The 18,987-nt window shown below is 31.2% G+C and carries 5 protein-coding genes; all 5 read left to right on the top strand.

Going from position 1 to position 18,987, the window contains the following annotated elements; all coding sequences use genetic code 11:
- The first annotated feature begins 35 nt into the window (after window positions 1-35).
- Window positions 36-5,924 (top strand): hypothetical protein, encoded by a 5,889-nt coding sequence (locus B2Y85_RS06975; protein WP_372519762.1) that lies wholly within the window; start codon window positions 36-38, stop codon window positions 5,922-5,924.
- 125 nt (window positions 5,925-6,049) lie between these two features.
- A complete protein-coding gene (locus B2Y85_RS06970) occupies window positions 6,050-7,789 on the top strand; it encodes an AAA family ATPase (RefSeq protein WP_372519761.1) in 1,740 nt (579 codons plus the stop codon).
- A complete protein-coding gene (locus B2Y85_RS06965; protein ID WP_372519760.1) occupies window positions 7,789-8,559 on the top strand; it encodes a hypothetical protein in 771 nt (256 codons plus the stop codon). The genes B2Y85_RS06970 and B2Y85_RS06965 overlap by 1 nt, the downstream gene beginning before the upstream one ends.
- 4 nt (window positions 8,560-8,563) lie before the next feature.
- A complete protein-coding gene (locus B2Y85_RS06960) occupies window positions 8,564-8,998 on the top strand; it encodes a hypothetical protein (protein ID WP_372519759.1) in 435 nt (144 codons plus the stop codon).
- 46 nt (window positions 8,999-9,044) lie between these two features.
- Complete coding sequence (locus tag B2Y85_RS06955) at window positions 9,045-18,974, top strand: hypothetical protein (protein WP_372519758.1); 9,930 nt, start codon at window positions 9,045-9,047, stop codon at window positions 18,972-18,974.
- Window positions 18,975-18,987 lie beyond the last annotated feature (13 nt).

Below are 18,987 nucleotides of genomic sequence, written 5' to 3'. Positions count from 1 at the left end.
ACACTTTGCCATATTCATGATTATAAAGGGTATTAATGAACAAGAAAAGTATAACACTATTCAAAAAAGTCTGTGCGGTAATCACATCCGTATGTTTTATGTTTACAATTATCGGCAACAATTTGTTTGCAGCCGTTAATGTTGATACTTTGCAATCAAAAAAACAATATTTTGAAACAAAGAATGAGAATAATTTGAATTCTTTATTCTCAAGCAAATACGGAAAAATTGTTTCTTATAACGATAACAGCAGCGATACCGTTATAATAAATATACAAGATTTGCATTGCGATTATTCCGTTCAAAAAAACATATATTATTTGATAGATGAAATATCCAAAAAATATAATATTGATAAAGTTTATGTCGAAGGTGGAATCGGTAATATAGATACAAGTTTTTTTGCAAATATTAATTCTCAATACAAACAAGATGTTTTGGAAAAAATGTTGAAAGACGGCAAACTTACGGGAACGGAATATTATTCGGCTGTGACCGGTAAAGTAAATTTGTTAAAAGGTATTGAGAAAAAAGATGTATATTTGAAAAATATAGTTCGCTTAAACGATATAATAAAATCAAAAAAAGAAATTTCTGTTTATTTGTCTAAAATAGAGAACGAAATAGATCTGTTAAAATCAAAATATTTAAAATCAAAAAATAAAGAATTCGATAAATTGTTAAAACAATCGGAAAAGAAAGAAATATCACAAGAACAGTTTATAATAGGATTGTTTAATTATGCAAAGAACAATAATATATCTTTAAAAAATTATGAAAACTTACAAATATATTTAAGTTTGTTTAATTATTCCGTAAACAATAAAAAGGTTCAAAAAGAGCTTGTTGCTTTATTGAAAGACATAAAACAGTCTTTATCTTATAGAGAATATAATAATCTTATAAATCTAACATCTAATTTAACGGATATTCAAAAATTAGGGGTTTTTGCAAGAAAATTTTGTGATGAAAACAATATAAATTTAAACAAATCATATCCGGACTTAAACAAAGTTTTTGAATTGAAGGAAAAGTCCGTAAAATGCAATCCTGTAGAGTTGGTAAAAGAAGAAAGAAAATTAGTAGATGTGTTAAGAACATATTTGTCTGATACGGAAACGGAACTTGAAATTGCTTATCTTAGTGATTTTGAACATTTTTATAGAGATTATTTATCTGCAAGTTTAACGGCAAGTCAGTGGGACTATGTCAAGTTGGGTTTGGATAAATTTAAAGAATTATATGCAAAATATTCTATATCCAACGATATTGATAAATTGGAAAAATATTCTAATCTTTTGACGGAATTTTACGATGTAAACACAGAAAGAAATAAAATTTTTATCCAAAAAATGGGCTTATCAACCAAATCCGTTTCACCCATTCACCCGTTCACCCATTCATCTGATATTTTCAGCAAAGCTAAAAATATCATTGTCCTCGTTGCAGGCGGTTACCATACGGACGGTATAAACGATATCTTAAATAAAAAAGGTTATTCGAATATAACAATAACTCCGAATATTGCCAATTCCACACAAGAATCGAGAATGGAATATGAATATTTGGCACAGAAACAGGCTATGTCTATAAGACAGATGATAGCATTGGGATTAATATCGAATGCAACTCCGAAAGATCAAATTTTAAGTGTAGCTGCCACTTTGCTTAAAAACCAAAATTTAGATGGTATAAATATAAACATATTAGTTCAGCAGCTAAATCAACTTTTCTCTCAAGATATAACAATTTCTTTAATGGAAGAAGGTAAACAACTTGAAATTACATTTGAAGACGGTTCGACACAAATTATAGATGTGGAAGAAGACATTGTAAAACTTATTCGTGAACAAGATATGCAACAGCTTCCGGCAAGGCCGTTGGTTCAAGTTCCTACCGAGAGATTGGAAAATATTTTGAATACTGTTGCCGGCGCCGTAACAAAAACGACATTAAATTACGGAACAGGCATAGTTGTTCCGCAAGTGTATCAAATAAGTAAAGATGTTTGTTTATTTATGGTTGAAAATAAGTTGTATTTAGGTAACGGAGCAGTATGGGAAATTGCAAATTCCGAATATAACGGTCAAACATTAGACGGGGTAGAACCTGTTGTTTACGAATATATGCCCGAATTTATGCAAAGAGCTATGTTAAGTAAACAGCAAAGAACGGACAGAAACAGGAAAATGAGTTTTAGGTCAGTAATAAAAAGAATAGTTCCGTTTATTCTTGCAGTAGCAGTAACGATTTCACTGATAGCATGTAATTTGGTAAAACCTATAGATAGCAATAAAGTTTATGAACCATATGGTATAGAAACAATTGAATTGTCTAACGAACAAAGAAGGTTTAATTCCGAGATTGAAGGTTTGTTGGAAGAATATCGTGCCGGTAACGGAGCATATAAATCTTTTGTTTACAATCTTATTAACGATAGTTTACCTTTGATTCCCGCAGCAGGAGATGATAAACGTGCATTAATAAATATTGAAAACTTATATGATCAGGCGTTGGTAGCGTTGGCTTACATGCAGATGGGAAATACGTATGAGGCTGCAGAAATTTTAAGTGCTATTGATTCAAACGGTGGTTTATATATGTCTAATTTAGAAAACAGACAAAAAACCGGTGAAATAGTTTGGGTTGGGATAGCCGCAGTTCAATATAAATTGTTGACAGGAGATACTCGCTTTGACGGATTAATAGAAAAAGTAGATGCCTATATTAACAAAGTTCATAGAAGTGAAGGTTTTTATTACGGAGAACTTTCAAACAGATATGTTTCTACCGAACATATGTTTGATATTATAGCTTATTTCAATTTAAGATCTTTGTTATACGGAGAAGAAGAAAGTACTAAGAAGGAAGAAAACGAAGCGTTGTTAATTGAAGCAGCTGAATATTTATATTCTAATTTGTATAATTCTGAAACCGGTTCTTTAAAAAGAGGAGCAAATGATACTTTTCAAGCTTTGGATACTTATTCTTGGGGAATTCAAGTTTTGCTTTCTATAAAAGAAGTTAATCCGGAAATATATGAAAATTCATCTTTATCTGAAATTGATATAGAAAGACTGTTAGAATATGTGGAAAATAATTTTGTAGCCGATGTTGAATATAAAGGTACAAAATATGAAAATCTTTACAGATGGAGTAATGAACAAGATAGTCCTGTAAGTTTTGAGTGGACAATGCAGATGGCTATAGCGTACGAAATGCTTGGCAACGAATATAAAGCGGATTTAATAATGAGGGATGTAGATACATATTCTAAGGCAATGGGCTTTGGAAATCATATTCCTTATTCCGATACAAATGGTGTTTATAATTACACTTCTAACGGTTGGAAAGTATTTGCTGTTCCCGCAATTTGTACATCTGTTGGTCAGAGAGTTCAGTATGAATATGGTACATTTTTTCTTCCGATAACAAGAATAGAAGGGGCAGATTACGGTATTGATGTTTCAAATGAACAGAGATTGTATTTTGTTAAACAAGATGGGACTAACTGGAGAACTTACGGAGCCCAAGAAACAGTTAATTTGTTGGATGCTAAATCAATAGAAATAGAATTGGAACTTTTAAACGATGTCCCTAATGCATGTGTGCAACTTCAATTATTAACATACGATGATGAAAATCGTCAAAATTTAGAGGGCACATCTTTCGGCCTTTATGATCAAAAATATTATTTTGATTCGGACGGCAAATTAAAAATAAATCTTGATATGAGAGATTTCTTGGGAACAGAAACTTATGAAACTCCTGAAATGATAACAACGAATTTGGAGTACATAAAATTAATAGTAATTGCAGGTAAAACAAGTTTCGGAGAAGTTATTAACACCAAATCATTAGACTTAGATGTAAAGAAGGTTACAATAACATATGTTGATGGAACAAGTAAGGTTTATACTTTATTGGGAACGCCCACATATTCACAAAGTGAATACGCATCTGATCAACCAACGACATCAATCTTACCGAATACAATACAAAAAATAAACGATATGATATCCGGTGGTATTTTTTCCATAAAGAAAGCATTGCTTGAAATTATTAATGAGGAAACATTTAAATCATTTTTCAGACCGGTAAATTTTGTAAATGAACATATAAATACAAAGGGTGCAAAAATTTTAACGATAGCTACGGCTATTACATTCCTTGTTGCATTTGGAATGTCAATGTTGGCTCTGTATGGAGCATATAGCCTTATAGTGCAGGCCGCTTTATCGTTGGCGGCATCTTTGTTGGCAGCATTTGATGTTAATGTCGGTACTCATATAATTATAGATTACAGATACTTAAAATCCGTAGGTTTGGCTGAAGCCGTAAAACTGTACGGAAAAGAAAATGTTAAAGTTCTTAAAGACGGCAACCTTTCAATTAATGATAAAGAAAAAACTGTTCCTATATATGTGATAAACGATAAACCTAAAAATGCGGCGGATTTTAATTTTAAATCTGTCCCTGTCAAAGTTAGAACGCAAGATGGCAGAACGGTTAAATGTTGGATTGGCAATTATAACGGTGCAACAGTGTTGTTTGCAGATGGTGCGAATTATGAAACTATAGTTAGAGATTTTGGTAAAACAAGACAGTTTGAAACCGTGTTCGGTAAAAAAGCGGCATTGAAAGCAAATGTTGATGTTATCGAAATAGATATGAATAATCCCGACAGCGGACTGAATTATTCTCAATCCGGGAATATTATCGTCGGTGCTAATATGGTTAAGACCGAAAATACTATTGATTTGCAAAAAGAAATTTCATTGCTTAAAAATAGGGCAATAGAAGCCGTAACAATTAATCAAAATGTTGCAGTTTATATAGATGATGCTCCCGAAACTGTATCCGTATCGCAAGATTTTATTAATACCGTAAACCTATATGTGAAAAATGATAATTTGGGAACAAATGTAAAAATATTGTTTTCAAACAATTATATAAACAAAATATTAGAACTTTTGGAACAGGAACTTGGAAATAAACAAGCTGCTCGTGAAAGATTAACGGAAATAATAAAACAATTGAAAGATGAAAACAAAGAAATTGTTGTTATGTTTGATGAAGTAACGGAAGCAACAAACTTAACCGAATACAATCAATACGGAATATTTTCATATATTGCAAATAATGAATACGTTGATGGTATAACGGCTACTAAAACTCAAACGAAATTCGTTACGAATTTAAATCAAATTTACGGTTTTGACGGAAGTTTATCCATAATAAAAGTAAGTGCTTTCAAAAAAGAACTTGAAAAAGCATCCGGAATATTTACATTCTTAACATCGTCACTTAATTTAAATGAATATTTAAAAACAAGGAATATCAACTTTATTAAACAGGTCGCGAACAATTTCGATTTCGACCAAATACCTGTTATGGATATTAATATAATCGGTCAAATTTTAACAAGTTCACAAAACAAATTTGAAGATTTATCGAAATATTTAACCGGAACCGATTCCGTAACGATGTATTATCTCGGTTTGTCCGACGATGAGCAAAGAACGGTATTTATGGAAGAAATATTAAAGAGAGCTTTGGTTATAAATTACTTAAGAAGTTTCGAACAGGATAACGCATATTACGGTTTAAAGGATAAAAGTTTGGAAAATGTGTTGGCTAATGCTTTATTTGAAAGATATACGCTGAAAAAGAATTTCAATATAAGTACGGATGTAAATTTAGGTGAAACGTTTGAAACTACAGCCGCTGAAATTGATCTTAAGTTATTAGAAAAAATATCTCAACTTTCACAAAAAGCTTTTGAAGAAAAAGATCCTCAAGCTATAGACGATATAATAAAATTAATTCCTTTGTATGCGGAAAGAAATATTGATTTCCGAACCGCTACCGATATAGATGTTATGGAAATCAAAAATATCAAAGGAATTTTGAGTGCGGCATAATATTCAATAAATATAATAAACGGGATAGAAATAACAATATTATTTCTATCCTGTTTTTTATTAATAAAAACTTCCAAATATACTATAATATAAGAATATATGAAATTTAATTAGCGGAGTAATATATGAGAAAGATAAAAATGTTTTTTATGGACAATTGGGGTAAAATGACAATCGCTTTGTTGACTGTTTTGCTTATAGTGGCTTTTGCGTATTTGCTTATGAGATTGGATTCTTATGCAAGAAGTACAATGCTCGCCTCTATTCCTATGTATATTCTTATGGGAGCCATTCAAGCTATAGTATTCGTCGGTGCATATATGTTTTTTTTCAGCGGCGGATTTTCAAAATTGAAGAAAAACAAAGTGAACTCAAGTAAAGTAAATGTTAAATTTACCGATGTTATAGGTTTTGAAAATGCCAAGAAAGAAGCAATGGAAGTTGTTGATATAATAAAAGACAGTTCAAGAGTAAAAAAAATAGGAGGAAAACTTGTAAAAGGTATCTTGCTTATGGGACCTCCGGGATGCGGTAAAACTTTGCTTGCCAAAGCTATTGCTACCGAAGCTAAAATGCCTTTTATTTCCATAGCCGGAAGTGAATTCGTTGAAGTGTTTGTCGGAGTAGGTGCATCAAGGGTAAGAAAACTTTTTAAACAGGCAAGAAAACTTGCTTATACCGAAGGTTCTTGTATAGTGTTTATAGATGAAATTGATGTTATCGGTAGAGGAAGAACGTTCTCTTATATGGGCGGCGGAGAAGAAACCAACAGTACTCAAAATCAGTTGCTTGTTGAAATGGACGGACTTGAAAGTACCGGACAAAATATCATTGTCATAGCAGCTACCAATGCTAATGAAGGTGTGTTGGATAAAGCTCTTTTAAGGCCGGGAAGATTCGACAGAAAAATTCAAATAACTTTGCCGACTCTCGAAGAAAGAGAAGATATTTTTAAATATTATTTGGGTAAAATAAAATCAGGAGACGACATAAATGTAAGAAAATTAGCTTCAGGGACAAAATTTAAATCTCCTGCCGAAATAGAAAATATTGTTAAAGAAGCAGCTTTAATATCGACAAGAAATAAAAAACAATTTGTTGATATGGAAGATTTGTCGTTGGCCATGGATAGAGTTAATTTGGGATTAGAAACAAGTTTAACCATGACAAAAGAAGAAAAAGAAATGACGGCATATCATGAAGCCGGTCATGCCGTTGCCGTATATTTATTACATCCTACCGACGAAATTTTTAAAGCCACGATAAGATCAAGAGGCGGTGCATTGGGGTTTGTTTATCATACTCCGAAGGAAGAATTACATAATCAAAACAGGGAACAAATGTTGGCTACCGTTATGGTTGCTCTTGGCGGTTATGTTGCGGAAAAAATAAAATACGGAACAACATCAACCGGCGTTTCAAGTGATTTTCGACACGCTATGTCGGTTGCAAATTCGATGGTATGGAATTTCGGTATGGGAACAAGAGGTTTTGTCGGAGACTTTACCGCTATTCCTAAAGATTGTATGTCATCAAAACTTAAAGAAGAGTTGAATACCGAGACTATGGAAATAATGAATACTTGTTTGAATAAAGTAAACGAATGTTTGACAAAAGAGTGGGCTATAGTTGAAGATTTGGCACAGGAAATGTTGAAAAAAGAAGAACTTACATATGCCGAAGTTGACCAAATATTTGTAAAGCATGGTAAAAGTAAAGTTATTTCCGATAAAGAATATATCAGTATAAAAGACTCTTCCGATAAAGAAAAATCGGAAAACAAAGCCGAAATTCAAAAGGCCGAAGAGATAATAAAAGAAGAACAAAAAGAAGTTAAAGCAGAAGAAGCTAAGAAGCAAGATTAATGTTAAAAAAAATTGTATGTTTTTTATTGTCAATTTTTATTTTATCGTCTTGCGGTGTAACTTTTCCGAAAGAGACATTGGAACAAGATGCCGTTAAGTTAATAAAAGAAGAAACTCAAAAGGATACTTCTGTATACAGATATGGCTCGACGTTATATTTGGATGTTTGTTTTGAGGATTTGGTTACCAACGATGCACGGAAAATATCTGCAATTTACGACACTTTGCAAAAAATAGTTTCAACCGTTGTAAGAATTCCGTTGAGTTCCGATGCCGATATAAAATTTGTGGTAGTATCGGCTTTTGATCCGAATTATCAAACATTGTTAAGATTGTTTGAAAATGTTGATGATATAAAAAAATACGCCAATCAATATATTTCAAGAGAAGACTATTCCGAAAGACAATTAATGGAATTCGAAGGACCGGACAGAACAAAAGGAATAATAGAAAATAAATACGATATAACCGAAGAAGAATATGTTGCAAGATTGATAATTTCGCAATTAAACAATGGTGTAAGAACGAATCCTTTTTTAGCAAAATTGGTCCAAGTATTGGAATTAAGATTTTCGCGTGTTGAAAATAATATTTTTTATTTTGCTATATCAAAAAATATCGACAATGAAGAGGTTAAAAAAATTCTTAAAATGATGTTGGAAACGGAAATTCTTAAAGATATACAAAAATACAAGCTTTTTTCCGTAAAATCGGCTATACTTGAAGATGAAGAAAACAACATTATTTTTAGTATACCGGTTAAAGCATAAAATTATGAAAAGGATATTTTCTTTAATTATCGTTTTTCTGTTTGTATTTAATCTGTTGCCGTCTGTTTTTGCTGCACAAACAGATACGGTTGATATAAACGGTTTCGATAATTTTTCCATTGAACAAGTGCAGAAAACTTTTTCTAACACAATTTCCCGGGATACAAAAGAGGAAACACAAAACAGCAACGAATGGTATTCCCTTTTAAATGAGTTCGTTTACAATGCACAGAATCTTTCTTTTATTAAATCAAATAATTCGTCGGAAAGTGTTTTCTGTAGTGAAGATGTTAACAGTATCCTGAATTATCTGCACAAATATAAACTGTTTGAAAAGAGTAATTTATTCTGTGGAATTTCACAATATAAAATAAATTTGAATTCGTATATTGCCACGGTTTTGGTTGATGTTTACGGTGCGGTAATATATTGTATATGATTTTAGACTGGCATTTTATGTCAGTCTTTTTTTTATGGAGATAAAAATGAATAAATTAAAGAAAACGGTATCTGCGATAATTTCATTATCGTTAATGATTACGACGACATTACCTGTAAATTCTTTTTCTGCTTCATATCCTGTTTTGCCGCAGTATGAATTCAGTAATTTTGCAAAAATAACATCGGCTAATTTTTGTGAAAACAGTGATACCACAATTATTAATATTCAGGATTTGCATAACAATAAGGATGTCCAAGATAATATATATAAATTGTTGGAAAAATTAAATCAACAATGTGCCGATTTGGATGTGTATATCGAAGGAGCAAGTGATTTTATTGATTATAGTAAAATGGCATCTTCTTTAAACGAAGAACAATTAAATGCTTTGATGGAATCATTATATGCAAACGATAAACTTTCCGGCGCGGAATTTTTCGGATATAAGAATAACAAAATATTAAAACCGACCGAACAAAAAAATATATACGATAGAAATATACAGAATTATTCTTTTTTAATAAAAAACAAACAACAAATAAACGAATTATTATCGAATAAATATACAAATATTAAAAATTTGAATAATTATTTGATAAAAGATCAAATAAGTCTTTTAAAATTTTATAATGCATACTTAAATAAAAAAATATCTTCTGAATTTTTTTATAAAAAGGTTTTAATTGAATTATCTAAAAGAAAAATTTCTTCTTTAAAGTATATAAACACAAAGTTGTATATCGATGTTTTAAATGCAAGTAAGAATATAAATCAAAAATTAGCGGAAAGACAGCTTCAAACGGTTCTTACAAACTTAAAGAATACAATAACTTATCAGGAGTATGTTAACCTTTTACAAGATTCTAAAAATTTGTCGGACATAAATGTCGTTTTTGCATATTTATCAGAAAAGACAAACAGTGTAGATAAGTTTACAAAATATCCGGATTTGTTTAAATTAATAAGTTTAAGGGAAATATCATCGTTGATAAATCCTCTCGACTTGGTAGAAGAAGAAAGAGAAATGATGGAAGATATTTTGTTGTCTTACAGCAAAACTGTCGAGAATAAAGAGGTTGTTTTTATCAATTTGTTTTTTCAAATATACAAAAAATTATTATTGGCGTCTGTTTCTTCAAATGAATACATTTATTATAAACAAAATTACGGCAGATTTGCGAATTTATATTCGAAATACATACAGAATGATAATTTGTTTGATTTATACAGATATTTGGTTGTTGCCGAAAATTTTAATGAGTTAAACTTGGAAAGAAATATATCTTTCGTCGATAATCTTGTTCCGGATAACAACAATGCTAATGCGGAAAATAACTACAGAGGAAAATTTTACAATATTGACAAGATATTATCCGGATTAGATAAAACAAAAAATGTGAAAGTTATAATTTCCGGCGGTTTTCATACCGAAGGTGTAAATGAACTGTTAAAGAAAAAACAAGTTTCTTATATCACATTGACACCTAATGTTAAAGAATCCGATCCTATGTATGAACAGAATTATCTTGATAGTATAGTGGAACAGGCACAGGTTGATACTAATGCGATATCAAAAAGACCGTTTTTAGAACAAAAAGCACCTATTATTGTTGATAATGTAATCGTTTCTTTAAATTCAATGATGGAACATTTTAAAGCGGGAAAAAGTTTAAAAGAAGTGGAAGATATTATTAATGGTGCTATAAGGACATCATTGCAAAACAGTTCCGAAAAAGGTTCTGTTGAAGATTTTATAACTCTTCGTTTTGATTCTAACGGTAAAGCAACGATAATAGTGGATGAAAAAGAATATGTCTTAACTTTTGAAAACGGAAAACTTGAAATAGAAAAAGATTCGTCTACAACAACGACATTATCAAAAAATATTAAACTTTTAATAAAGAGAGCTTTGGGTATTGATACGATAAAGATGAAATTATCTGTTTCCGATCAAGATTCTAAATCGGAAGAAAGTAGTATAGGGGTTGCCAATCAAATTGCCGCAAATTTATTGCTGAATCAAAATATTTTATTACCGTGGTTTGCAAATAGAGTTATGAGAGCAATAATAGGATTGGAGCCTGTGGATGATGTTACTTCAAGCAGAGAATATAAAGTATTGGAAGAAGTATTAAAAGAACAGTATAAGAATTTGGGAGAAGAATATCCTGATATAGATTCGGAAGCAGGGAAAAAAATGATACAAGTCGGAAAAAGTCCTCTGCTTGTAGGTGCACGACAAGACAGATACGGAAATGCAAAAGAGTATGCTTCGTTATTTTATGTTGTATGGGGTACAAATTCCGTAGGTGCAAACATAGTAAAAGAAATTTATATATCAAATACACTTTTTTCATATTTGGAAGATTTTACCGAAAAAGAGATAAGACAATTTTTTCAAACATTAATAACTCATGAAAGACTTGAAATAATAGCTGTCAGTGGGGAAAGTAAAAGGTATAATTCTCATTATAAAGATTTTGCCAGAACTCCCGACGGATTTCATAAATACATAAAAAAAGGTTCTGATTTTGCCGAGTTTATAAGAGAACAAGGATATTCTTCGGAAGTTGTCCAATCTCAAAGAAAATTATTGGAACAATTGGATGAGATAATTTCAGAAGTTAATGAAGAAAATTCCGAATATTCCGGAATTATATCTTTGGTGTCGATGGATGAAGACTCCTCTTATTCAGATGAAGATATTGCCAGATTTTTAGCGGTAAGAAGCGGAGAAGAAGATACAATTTCTCAATCAAAAATCGAAATTGCGGATGAAATTTGTAAAAAACTGAAACAGGAATACGATTTATCCAATCCTGCTTTCGATATTAAAAGTTTTGTAAAGTTCGTTAACGATGAGTATGTTTTTGTATACAAAAAATCGAATGAGTATATGCTTTTCGATGAACTTCCGAATTTGGTTAAAAAGTTACTAAAAGAAAAGTATGTCAAACAATGGAGTAACTCGGAAGATGTCAGTTCAACTCAAATAGATGATATATCTTTCCCTGTTTGCGAAGTTGACGAAGAAACACCTCTTTCGTTGGAACAGAAAGAAAAAATTTACGGAAGGAATATCTTTTTTGTTGAAGATATTATTTCAAGAAACAGTAAAACATACAACAGAATTTTTAAAAAGTTAAGGGATAGTGAAGTAGCAAAAGTACAACCTTTTGTGTTCTTTGATTTGTCGAAAGAGCCTAAAGGTTCGAACTTTATTACCGAAAAAACATACGATGAAATTATTAAAAATCCGCAACTTTTGCTTGATGTAATTTCGAAGACAAACGGTGAAGTAAAAAAATATATATTTTATTGGTTGATTAAATTATCAAAAGATTCCAAAGGAATAAAAGTGTTACAACAACTTGCCGAACACGACAGTGAAATTACAAGAAATTTAATGGTCAGAATGTTTGACATATTGGAAAAAGGAGAAACGATTTTAAATGTAAAAAATACCGAAATTGTCGAACTGATATTACTTATGGGGCTTGGTGAAAAGAAATCAATCGCCGATATAACACAACAAGATTTAGCCGGTTTGTTGGAGAAATATAATATAAAATTTAATTTGGATTTATCAAAACCGTTGACCGTAAAATATGATGATTGGAAAGACAATATTCCATATTTAATAACGTATGCTTATATGTGCGGATATAATTATGTGGATGCCAACGGTATCAATAATATTTATGAAAAAGTTTCCGGTAATGAAACAAACAGAGATCTTATCGAACAATTCTGTAAAAAATTCAATATATCATTGATAGACAAAAAAACGAAGCTCAAATATTTTCATTTTTCGGAAAAAGAAATAGAAAATGCGGAAGCTCTTATCGACGAAAAATTTACAAATAGAATATCAAAGCTTATCAATGAATATAAAAATGCGGAAATCAGTTATTCGAATTTTGAAAATTTTATAGAGGACGAGTTACAACAGTTGTTTGATGATGCTCGGGTTACAAAGAGCGAACGTATAAGACTCATGAAAGAGAAAGATATTTTAAAAAGAAAATATCTTGAAAAAGGAAAAATGGAAAGAGCAAAATATCATTTCGAAAAATATGCAGAATTCTATGAAAGAAAATATACGAGCGGTGAATATTCTTACGATGAATATGTTGAAAGAATGGAGAGAATAGAAAAAGATTACATAAAAGCGGTAAGAAATGCAATGATAAACGCAAAAAATATTGCTCTGGACGAATTGAAACTGGATAAGATTCTTATGAACGATTCTATGTTTGCAATAATAATCGGAGGTTCTCTTGCAAAAGGTAATTCAATGAAAGATTCCGATATTTATTACGATATAATTGTTAAAAACGGAGTAATATCAAAATCGATAGAGCAATATTTTACCCCGTTATATTCTTCCATATTAAGAGATTTGGGATTAGTGAACTATCAAATTCTTAAATATTCGACAACTTCTTTGGATAAAAGGAATATCAATACTCTTGTTGCCGAACAAGAAGTAGCTCCGTTTTTAAACTATGAAGTATTGGAAGCCGATAAAAAAGAATGTGTTGAATTGTATGAACAATACATGAATGCTGTTATGAACGATTCTTTAAAAGAGACTGACAGTTTTGATAATTTGGATTTTATTGCAGGAATGTATCATACAATATCGGAAACGGGAAAAGGTTGGATAGGGAAATCATTTTATTCCATTTATTCCGAGAATAGAGACAAGATTTTCACGACGAGATGGTCTTTAATGGCTTTTGAAGCTGTCCTTAACAAAATGATTTTTCAATCTATAACCGAAATATTCAGCGGAAGTGACGGTTTTAGTTTTAGTAATCTTCCTATTTCCGTTGAAGAACAGGTTGATTTTTTGAAGCATAGCGTTTTTTCAAGTGACAAAGAGAAACAAAAGAAATTGGATGAAGTTTTAAATGCATGGAGATTTTTATCCGTAAGCAGGTACGAAAATAATAATACTTGGACGGATTTTTCACAAGAGAAGAAAAAAGCCATAGATACAATAAACGATTTTGTAAAGGCTTATTTAGGAAAACAAGAGAAAAAGAATGATACCGCAAGAGAAGTAAAAGACAGCAAAGACTTTTTAAAGGTAATAGAAGAATTTGTTTACGATAATTCTACAAATCTTCAGGTTTTTAGAATAGGCTATGATAAGTATTCTCACTTGGATCAGTGGAAACAATTTGCAGACGAAGAAACAAACGGAGATGTCTTTGTCAAAGCACAAGCAATAGCTTTGTTATTGGAAATGGATGATATTGAAACAATAAAAAATAAGTTGGAAAATTTGAATATATCCGGATTAGACAAATATCTGCCGTCGTTATTCAAAAGCTTGGATGCCATAAAAAAGATAGATGAACAATTTAAAGATTTCAAAGATATGCAAGGGGAAAGATCGTTACAAAATTATTGGGATCTCGTTGCTAAAACAGCGGAAAACGAAGAAACCTTGTTGGCATTAATCGCTCATAAACTTACTCAGGCAAAATATCCGAATCCGGAAAAGTATCAAACCGAAGAGGAAATGAATGAAGCCAAAAACCAAGCTACTCTTTTGGTGCATTCGGTATATTTGCCGCTGTCGAGAAGATTTGGAAATTCCGATATGTATGAATATGTCAGAAACGATTTGTTTGAAATCTCAAATCCTCAGGAATATTTGAATTTGTTAAACATAATAGAAACTTTGTATGGAGTACAATATACTGAATTTAAAGGAATTAATGAAGATATTAAAATGGCTGCGGAAACAATACTTAAAGCTAAAGGCCTTCCGGAAGATTCTTTTACTGTGAAGTTTAGACCGAAATCTTTATATAGTATACACGAAAAATTAAATTCCGAAAGAAGAAAAGGGGAAATTATACATACAATCGGAGAAACAGAAAAAGGTTTAGTTAAGTTCATATTAACATCGGATAATTCTTTGTTTAAAGAAATTTTAGAATCTGCCAAAGATAAAGGTACGAAAAAGGCCGACATAGAGTTTATCTTGAAACATATAGATACCGATTATGATTCGTTAAACGATAAGCAGAAGGCTTTCGTAAATAAGTTAGTTGCCGAAACAAGGAGTAAAATTTTTGCCGACTACGAATTCGTTGATTATATTAAAAAAATATTCAATGAGTTACCGAAAAATTTTGTTGATATTTCCGGTTTGAGAGAAATGGGAAAATTAAGAGAGTATTTAGTGAATAATAAAATGTGGGTTGAGTTGTTTTTTATGGATATTTTCGGTAAGGAAATCAGAGATTTAATAGGATTACATATTGTTATAGATAATGAAGAATATGATAAATATATCTCGGATGATATGATACGAGAATTTTCGGAATCTTTTGGGCGCAACTTTGATAAATTTGAAAGAGATTATAATAATAAACAGGCAAGAATAAAATTTTCGGCACTGAAAAAATCGTTACCCATAGAAGCTTGTTTGTATAAGAGAGTAGATTATGAGGAAGAAATATACGGCTTTTATAACTTGGAAACACTTTCCGCTCCTCATTATCAATACAAAACCGGAAGAAAAATCGAAATCTATCCGGAAATAGAAGAACTGATACAAGAGTTAAAAAAATTGGAAGAAGCAAAACCAACCGACAGCAAAGAAGCCGAAGAAATCGAAAATAAAATAAATGAAATAAGAAACAAAATAAAACTTTTAATGAATTTGGTCCTTTTCGATGGTACTTTTATTCATGAAATAGCGCTTAAATTTGTAGTAAAAGAGCTTGGAGAAGAAAGAAAACAATTTGTGTTTACTCCGGACGAATATGATCCTGAAAAATCTTTGGAAGAAAACAGAAGACAGATTTTTGAGAATAAAAATTTGGGAACAAGAACCATATTTTTTGTTGAATATGAAGAAGGTTATTTTGTTATGGATTTGCCTAAAGATGCAACCGTAAGTGAATTGATGAACAGTAAATATTTTGCAGATACCGAAGTTGCCGTATACGATGAAGATGGTGAGCCGTTAGGTATGGACGTTAAACTTGAAGATGCAAAAGTGTACAAAATCATAAAGACCGAAATTAAAGGTAAAACATTGAGAATGACCGAAGAAGAATTAAAAAGAAAGCCGATAAGAACACAATTGCAATATTTATCGAAAAACAGTTCCAATAAAAGTATAAGTACAATTTTGTCCGAAAAAATAACAAAAAAATCAGATTTAAGCGAGCTTGCGGCCTACTTATTATTTTACGAAGATAACAATATTATGCTTGATAATAAAGAGTTATCTAAAGAACAAATTATAGATAAGTTTTATGATGCCGATTCAAGAAATGAAATTTTAAGGAACAAAAAACTTTTGGCTGAAGTGTTGGATATCATATCAAGGGTTATGGAAGATCTTGAATTGGAAGATATTTCTCCGTCGGTGTTTATAAAAAGATCCGTAATGATAGCAAACCATTATAACTTATCAAATATGTTTGAATTGTTTGAAGCCTTGGATTACGGAGTTATAAATTACAGCGACATAATAAATTATTACAAAACTTGTATTTTTATAAAAACAAAATCGAAAAAAGTAAGTGAACAACAAATATTGGAGTTGTTGTCCGATAAACTCGGAGCTGAAATAATCAGGGTAGATACAAGAAAAAGACCGAACTCAAGATATAATCTTATTATTAACGACAGAAAATATTTTGTGGATTACGAAGGTTATGAATTTGATGTCGTTCAAGATTTATTGGAATCTCAAGATATACATTTCGAATATGTAGCCGATAAGAGCAGCAGAGAAATAGGTAAGAAAGAAAATAAAGAAAAAATCTTTATTACCATGGATTTTGTCAGACCTCGCAAGTTTTTACCTTTAATGTCTTTGGGAAATAATGTAGGAGCATTGGTTCAACATGCTATGATAAATCATTCGGGGCTTGTCAGTATCATTTTGCAGGATATCAAAAATCAGGTTATAAGTTCGGAACAAGCTGAAAATCCCGAATTCTCCGAAGAAGAAATCAGAATGTTACCGGATGTTAGAATGTATTCGGCGGCTATAGAATTAGTTGAAAGAACAGGAATTGTTTCCGAAAAAATAAAAAGAGAACATCCCGGTGAACAGTTGCAAGTTTCCGATTACGAAGAAATGGAATCGGCTTTTTTTGATATTTTATCGTTGTTTTCCGAATATCCGTTACTTATAACTCAAATATTATTGGGGTTATATTCAAGGGAAAGTTATACCTACGACGAACAGTCCGTTCTATCACAAGAAACACCTTATTTGTCAAGAGAACAAGTAAATATAATTGCAGAAAATATAAAAAATCCGGATTTGTCCGAAATTTCCGATTTGTTGGAAAAATTAGGACTTGATACACAAGAAGGTTTTGCTACGGGAATTTCAAATGTTAATTTTGTCATATCAAGATCGTTGGATTTAGTTGAAAACGCATCAACCTTTTCTTTTGCGACATTGGATGTAAATCCTGAAACGGGTACGGCAACCGTTTATATCAGTGAAGCCTTTTTAAGAGAATTAGACAAGAAAACGAAAGAAGAAAAAGAAGAGTTGTTAAAACAACTGGCATTACACGAAATTATAGAATATTTTGCACTGACATTCGGTTCTGCCGCCACATATGAAGATGTTCATGCCGAATTTGAAAATTATCAAGGACAAAAAGATTTAATGTCTTTTGCAAAATCCGTAGCTGTTCCGAACACATTAAGAACAAAAGAAGCCTTGTATCAGGAAGTAGACACCCTTCTTTCTCCGAGTGACTTTTCCGAAATGGAGCCGCAATCTACAATCGGTTTGTTATTGGGAAATTTAAGTGTTTCTTCTTTTGTAAGAACATACAGACTATATAGAGAAGGCAAACTCAGCAAAATATTTATTTCCGGTAACACAAGAGGTTCGTTAGGTATAATAAGAAATTTAAGAAATCCGAAATCTTATCCGGAACATAATAATTTGGTTGACGGAATTAAGAGAACGAAAAGTTCAAAAGATATTAGAACGGTGGAAGATTTATTATCTTTGAATAACGATATTTTTGCAGAACTTACTAAGGCTGATATAGATAGCGTGCAGGTTGCAGACAACGAAGAAATCTTGTTGTTAGACGAAAGTATTACTTCACCCGTATCAAGAAACGAAATTTTTTATCTTGTATCAAGAGACGGCGTTACCGAAGCCGCAATTATTAAGTGGATAATTTTAGAATCGGCAAGGCAAGACGGTTTGACAAGAAAAGAAATTAATCAATTGATAAACTCAATTGTTTTGGAAACAAAAGCATCAAATACGCCGGAAAACATAGCAAATATTTTTGCAAAAAAAGAATTTAAAGATTTTATACAAGATAAAGAAGATATAGATGTTGTTGTTATACAAACACCGTTTTCTCAAACAAGAGCCGGTTCTACATTGAAAAAATTCTTAAACGAAAATGCAACAACTTTGGGAGATAAAAATTTTGATGTCTATAACATGAGTTTTGACATTACATCCGAAGCCTATCATTATGGTAATATTGATGCATTGACAAGGTCTTTGGGCGAGTGGACAAGATTAATAGCATATGCGTTAAAAGGAGATATTGTTCCTTTAATAGGTAAACAAGAAGGTCTAAAAGCTATTCCTTTGGATATATTGGTAAACTTACTCTCGTTGTTGCCTGTTTTAAATGCTAAAGAAAAAGCAAACTTGTATAAAGTATTTTCCGATGCCGTAAAACAAGATTCTAACTTTGAAACGGCCGATAAATTGTTGAAAGTGTTGGAACAACAAATAGGAAACAAAGAAGATATAGAATATATTTTAATTTCCGAATTTATAAAATATATTTACGCCGATACTACCGAACAAAGACAACTCGAAAAAGATTGGGACGAGATGATAATCAGACAGGAAATGTCGGAAGTGGATTTGGAACAAGAACTTTCATTGGAAAACAGAATGGAAACTATGCAATCTATATTGTCAGCGGCATAAAGTTTTGTTTTAT

This window comes from Candidatus Ruminimicrobiellum ovillum, from assembly GCF_002392975.1.
Taxonomy (GTDB): Bacteria; Elusimicrobiota; Endomicrobiia; order Endomicrobiales; family Endomicrobiaceae; genus Ruminimicrobiellum; species Ruminimicrobiellum ovillum.
The sequence above is the reverse complement of the archived record's forward strand: the minus strand, read 5'-3'. Positions and strand labels throughout refer to the sequence as shown.

Excerpts from the sequence above, each read along its gene's own strand:
- B2Y85_RS06955 (WP_372519758.1), top strand. The coding sequence starts at position 9,045 with ATGAATAAATTAAAGAAAACGGTATCTGCGATAATTTCATTATCGTTA.
- B2Y85_RS06970 (WP_372519761.1), top strand. The coding sequence starts at position 6,050 with ATGAGAAAGATAAAAATGTTTTTTATGGACAATTGGGGTAAAATGACA.
- B2Y85_RS06965 (WP_372519760.1), top strand. The coding sequence starts at position 7,789 with ATGTTAAAAAAAATTGTATGTTTTTTATTGTCAATTTTTATTTTATCG.
- B2Y85_RS06960 (WP_372519759.1), top strand. The coding sequence starts at position 8,564 with ATGAAAAGGATATTTTCTTTAATTATCGTTTTTCTGTTTGTATTTAAT.
- B2Y85_RS06975 (WP_372519762.1), top strand. The coding sequence starts at position 36 with ATGAACAAGAAAAGTATAACACTATTCAAAAAAGTCTGTGCGGTAATC.